General features: G+C 68.7%; 5 protein-coding genes. 4 read left to right on the top strand and 1 reads right to left on the bottom strand.

Features of this window, described 5'->3' with window-relative positions:
• Nucleotides 1–157 precede the first annotated feature (157 nt).
• From ACXJKR_RS23980 to ACXJKR_RS23965, 4 genes are all read left to right on the top strand, one after another.
• Nucleotides 158–1663 (top strand): sensor histidine kinase, encoded by a 1506-nt coding sequence (locus ACXJKR_RS23980; RefSeq protein WP_457324945.1) that lies wholly within the window; start codon nt 158–160, stop codon nt 1661–1663.
• Entirely contained in the window at nt 1647–2108 is a 462-nt protein-coding gene (locus ACXJKR_RS23975) for a hypothetical protein (RefSeq protein ID WP_457324944.1), read from the top strand. Before ACXJKR_RS23980 ends, ACXJKR_RS23975 begins: the two co-directional genes overlap by 17 nt.
• A 10-nt stretch (nt 2109–2118) precedes the next feature.
• Nucleotides 2119–3525: a sigma 54-interacting transcriptional regulator gene (locus ACXJKR_RS23970; RefSeq protein WP_457324943.1), complete on the top strand. Its 1407-nt coding sequence runs from the start codon at nt 2119–2121 to the stop codon at nt 3523–3525.
• Nucleotides 3526–3724: 199 nt separating this feature from the next.
• Complete coding sequence (locus tag ACXJKR_RS23965; protein WP_056197769.1) at nt 3725–4069, top strand: BON domain-containing protein; 345 nt, start codon at nt 3725–3727, stop codon at nt 4067–4069.
• Nucleotides 4070–4129: 60 nt separating this feature from the next.
• On the opposite strand, the gene ACXJKR_RS23960 is transcribed toward ACXJKR_RS23965, so the two are convergent.
• Nucleotides 4130–4867, bottom strand: coding sequence for a helix-turn-helix domain-containing protein (locus tag ACXJKR_RS23960; RefSeq protein WP_056197767.1), 738 nt, complete (start codon nt 4865–4867; stop codon nt 4130–4132).
• Nucleotides 4868–5059 lie beyond the last annotated feature (192 nt).

Raw genomic sequence — 5059 nt, 5'->3', positions numbered from 1 at the left:
GGACTTGAGGACGCATGGACAGCCATCCTACGCTCGGTTTGTTGCGCCGCAGCATGACTGTTTTTCAAATGGCGGCAGGCTGGTTGCATCGTGATGCAAAGCCAGCCGGCAAGGTCCGATCACGTGCCGTTTGCGCACCTAGGATGCGGCGCCCAAGATGTCCTCCGCCACGCTGGCCGCTGCCTCCTCCGCACCCGAACCGACCTGGCAACGCCCGCGCGGCGGTGGCCTGCGCGGGCTGTCCTTCCACCAGTGCCTGCTGGCCGCCTTTTTGCTGATCACGGCGCTGCTGGGCGGCGCGGCGGCCCAGGCCATGTTCGCACTCGAGCATGTCGCCCTGCAGAGCCGCGAAGCCGCGCAGGACGCCGCCAGTCTGAGCGCCCAGGTGCAGCGGCTGTCCGAACGCACCGTGGCCATGGAGCGCAGTGCGCGGCAGTTCCTGGTGCTCGACGACGCCAGCCTGCGCGAACGCTTCCAGGCCGCCTGGGCAGACGCCAAGGCCACGCAGGCGACATTGGCCGGCACGCTGACCGAGCCGGCATCGAAGCAGCTGTTCGCCGACTGGGGCAGGCAGGCCGAAGCGGCCTGGGAGGTGCTGCAGAACCCAGGCCCGACCCGCACTCGCTCCACGGCACTGCGGCGGCTGACACCGGTATTCGCGCGCCTGCACGGCCTCAACGAGACCCTGACCGAGCAGAGCCAGCGCGCCGTGGACCGCCGCAGTGACGCGGTGCTGGCCGAACTGGAGCAGCAGCGCCGCCTCATCAGCGCCCTGGTGCTGGGCGCCATCGCGCTGGCCGTGCTGCTGGCGCTGGGTTTTGGACACTGGCTGCTGCGGCCGCTGGCCCATGTCGAGGCGGCCATCGGCCGGTTGGGCGACAACCGCTTCGACGAGCCTGTGGAGGTGCGCGGCCCGGCCGACCTGCGCCGGCTCGGGCGCCAGCTGGAGTGGCTGCGCCAGCGCCTGGCCACGCTGGAGTCGGACAAGACGCGCTTCGTGCGCCACATCTCGCATGAGCTGAAAACGCCGATGGCCTCCATCCGCGAAGGCGCGGCCCTGCTGCGCGAGGGCGTTGCCGGCCCGCTGACGCCGGATCAGACCGAGATCGTGCGCATCCTCGGCGACAACAGTGCCGCCCTGCAAGGCCAGATCGAGGACCTGCTGCGCTACCAGACGCTGGCCTCCAACTCTCAGCAACTGCAGCGCCGCGCGACCGACCTCAAGGCGTTGCTGGCGCGTGTGGTGGATGAACAGCGCCTGCTCTGGCAGACCCGGGGCCTGCAGGTACGCATCGACGCCGCAGCCTGCAACGCCCTTGTCGACGACGCCAAGCTGGCCATCGTGCTGGCCAATCTGCTGGCCAACGCGCTGCGCTTCAGCCCGCCCGGGGGCGTCATCGTGCTGACCCTGGAGCAGGACGACCGCAAGTTTTGCATCGACTGCATCGACGCCGGTCCCGGCGTGGCAGCCGAGGATGCCGAGCGCATCTTCGACCCCTTCTACCAAGGCCGCAACCAGGCGCCCGGTGCGCGCCGCGGCAGTGGCATCGGCTTGTCCATCGTGCGCGAGATCGTGCAGGCCCACGGCGGCTGCTGCCGGCTGCTGGCCAGCGAAGGCGGTGCCCATTTCCGGATTGAGATACCCCATGCGAAGACTGCTTGAGATTGGCTCATTGCTGCTGCTGGCCGCCTGCCAGACGGCCCCGCCAGCGCCCGTGCCGGCTCCGCCGCCCCCTGCGCCTGTCTGCCCGGAGCTGCCCGCGCCACCGCCGCAGGTCGACGATCTGAAGGCGCTGGTCGGCTATGCCGAGGATCTGCGCAAGGCGCTGGCCCTGAACCAGGGGCGCAGCAGCGCAGACCAAGCCCAGGCTGCGGCGCAGCTCGACCTGATCGCCAATGCGACCGACGCGTCGGCCGAACCGATCAAGCCGCTGGCCGCGCTGATGGCCACCCGCCTGGCCGAGCAGCGGCGGCTGCAGGACAACATCGACAAGCTCAGCCAGCAACTGCGCGAGAGCCAGCGCCGCAACGAGCAGCTCAACGAGAAGCTCGAGGCCCTCAAGGCCATCGAGCAGACCCTGCCGGGCAAGCCCGGTGCTCCGCGATAAAGGGGCAGCAATGACCACGCAAGCCACCATCCTCCTCGTCGACGACGACGCCGACCTGCTGCGCCTGATGACGATGCGGCTGACCGCTGCCGGCCACGCTGTGCAGGCCGTGGCCAGCGCCGAAGCTGCGCTCGCCCACCTCGCCGTGCGGCTGCCGTCTCTCGTCATCACCGATGTGCGCCTGCCGGGGCTGGACGGCCTGGCCCTGTTCGACGAGGTGCGCGCCCGGCACCCGTCGCTGCCGGTCATCCTGCTGACCGCCCACGGCAACATCCCCGATGCGGTCGAGGCCACGACGCGGGGCGCCCATGCCTATCTGACCAAGCCCTTCGACGGCAAGGGGCTGCTGGACAAGATCAACCAGGCGCTGCGGGTGAACGTGACGGGGCCGGCGCCGCTTGACGGCGATGCTGCGTGGCGCAGCGAGATCATCAGCCGCAGCCCGCGCATGGCCGAGGTGCTGTCCGAGGCGCGGCTGGTGGCAGCGACCGACGCGAGCGTGCTGATCTCGGGCGACAGCGGCACCGGCAAGGAGCTGCTGGCGCGCGCCATCCACCGCGCCAGCCCGCGCGCAGCGAAGCCCTTCATCGCGGTGAACTGTGCCGCCATCCCCGAGGCGCTGCTGGAATCCGAGCTGTTCGGCCATGTGAAGGGCGCCTTCACCGGCGCGCAGGCACAGCGCCAGGGGCTGATCCCTGCGGCGCAGAGCGGCACGGTCTTTCTGGACGAGATCGGCGACATGCCGCTGGCCTTGCAGGTGAAGTTGTTGCGCGTGCTGCAGGAACGTGTCGTGCGGCCGGTGGGCAGCAACGAGGCGGTGGCGGTGGACGTGCGTGTGCTGTCCGCCACCCACCGTGACCTGGAGCTCGCCATGGCCGAGGGCCAGTTCCGCCCCGACCTCTATTACCGGCTCAATGTCGTGCAGCTGCGCCTGCCCCCGCTGTCGGAGCGGCGCGAGGACATCGCGCTGCTGGCCCAGCACTTCCTGCAGACCTTGGCCGAGCGGCACCGCCGGCCGGTCAAGGGTTTTGCGCCGGATGCGCTGGAGGCGTTGGTGACCGCGCCCTGGCCGGGTAATGCGCGCCAGCTCTACAACGTCGTCGAACAGGTCTGCGTGCTGGCCATGGCGCCGCTGGTGTCGCTGACCCAGGTGCAGCGCGCGCTGCAGACGCCGTCGCTGGAGGTGCTGAGCTACCAGCATGCCAAGCAGCGCTTCGAGCGCGACTACCTCAATCAATTGCTGAAGCTGACCTCGGGCCATGTGGCCGAGGCCGCGCGCCTGGCCGACCGCAACCGCACCGAGTTTTATCGCCTGATGCAGAAGCACGGGCTGGATCCGCAGCTCTTTCGCGCCGACCCCCTAGCTGCCGCGTCGGATTCGGGCGACAGAAAACCGTCAGATGAATCAAGCACTTAGGCCGGCATCGCCATGCGGCGTCGCCGCCCGGCGACAAAAAGGCCCGTGCTTGTCGTTGCTGAGGGGCCCCGTCGCGCCGGGTTTTGTCCTAAGTCGTTGATCTGCTGAGGAAATTTGAAACTGGCACGGGCCTTGCGCTGAACCTGTTCGTGGTGCCCCCCGGTATCGCTTTCGATTCACGCATCCTCAGGAGATCTGCATGCGACAAACATCCACCTTCGCCCGACTGCTGTCTGCCGCCTTGATGGCTGGTAGYGCCACTGCAACCTTTGCCGCTGACCAAGCACCGGCGACGCCGGCCCCGGCCGAACAGGTTGCTCAGGCGCAAACCGCCGGCGACACGACGATTGCCAGCCAGGCCCAGGCCGTATTGCAGCAGGACAAGGATCTGGCAGCCCTGCCGCTGACCGTGAGCAGCAGCGCTGCTGGCGTGGTCGTGCTCAAGGGCGCGGCACCCAGCGCCGACCTGGCCCAGAAGGCCATCAAGCTGGTTCAGGCCGTGCCCGGCGTGAAGGAAGTGCGCAACGAGATCAAGGTCGGCTGACCGCCGTTTCCTCGATCTCGAGGCCCTGCGCGCCCCCGCAGGGCCTTTTTTCGTCTGGCTTCAGCAGCGGCTGTTGTTCACCAAGACCTGAAGCCCGGCCTGGTCGAGGATGCGCAGCTGGCGCTGCTTGACCTCCAGCAGCCCGTCCTCCTGGAATTTGGAGAAGGTGCGGCTGACGGTTTCCAGTTTCAGGCCGAGGTAGCTGCCGATCTCTTCGCGCGTCATGCGCAGCACGAGGCTGGATGCCGAGAAGCCGCGTGCCTGCAGGCGCTGGGTCAGGTTCAGCAGGAAGGCCGCCAGGCGCTCCTCGGCCCGCATATTGCCGAGCAGCAGCATGACGCCGTGGTCGCGCACGATCTCCCGGCTCATGATCTTGTGAAAGGAGTGCTGCAGCACGCTGAATTCGCGTGACAGCTCCTCCAGCTGGGAATAGTGGATGACGCAGACGGACGAGTCCTCCAGCGCGACGGCGTCGCAGTGGTGACGGTCGCTGCTGATGCCGTCCAGGCCGAGCAGCTCGCCGGCCATCTGGAAGCCGGTGACCTGGTCGCGGCCATCCTCGCTGCCGACGCGGGTCTTGAAGAAGCCGGTGCGCACGGCGTACAACGCTTCAAAGCTCTCGCCGTTGCGAAACAGATACCCGCCGCGCGGCACGCTGCGTCGCATCGCGACGAGGCCATCCAGGCGGGTCAGGTCGGCGGCCCGCAAGCCCACAGGCAGGCAGAGCTCGCGCAGATTGCAGCTGGCGCAGGCGACCTTGAGCGGCTCGAGCGCGGCGGTGGGGCAGGGAAGACTCATGGGTTGGCATTCTTGGACCGGGCCGGCACTGCGCGCTTGACCTGGATCAAGGCCGGCGAGCCGCGGTATCGGCACAGTTGCCGCATGGCTGCTGTGACCGAAAGACCGCTGGACCCCGACCTCCTTGACGCCAACATCAGGCGCCACGACGTGGCCGGCCCGCGCTACACCTCCTACCCGACGGCCGACCGC

Source organism: Roseateles sp. P5_E11, assembly GCF_054049355.1.
Note: the sequence above shows the minus strand (reverse complement) of the source record. Positions and strands in the feature narration are given on the sequence as shown.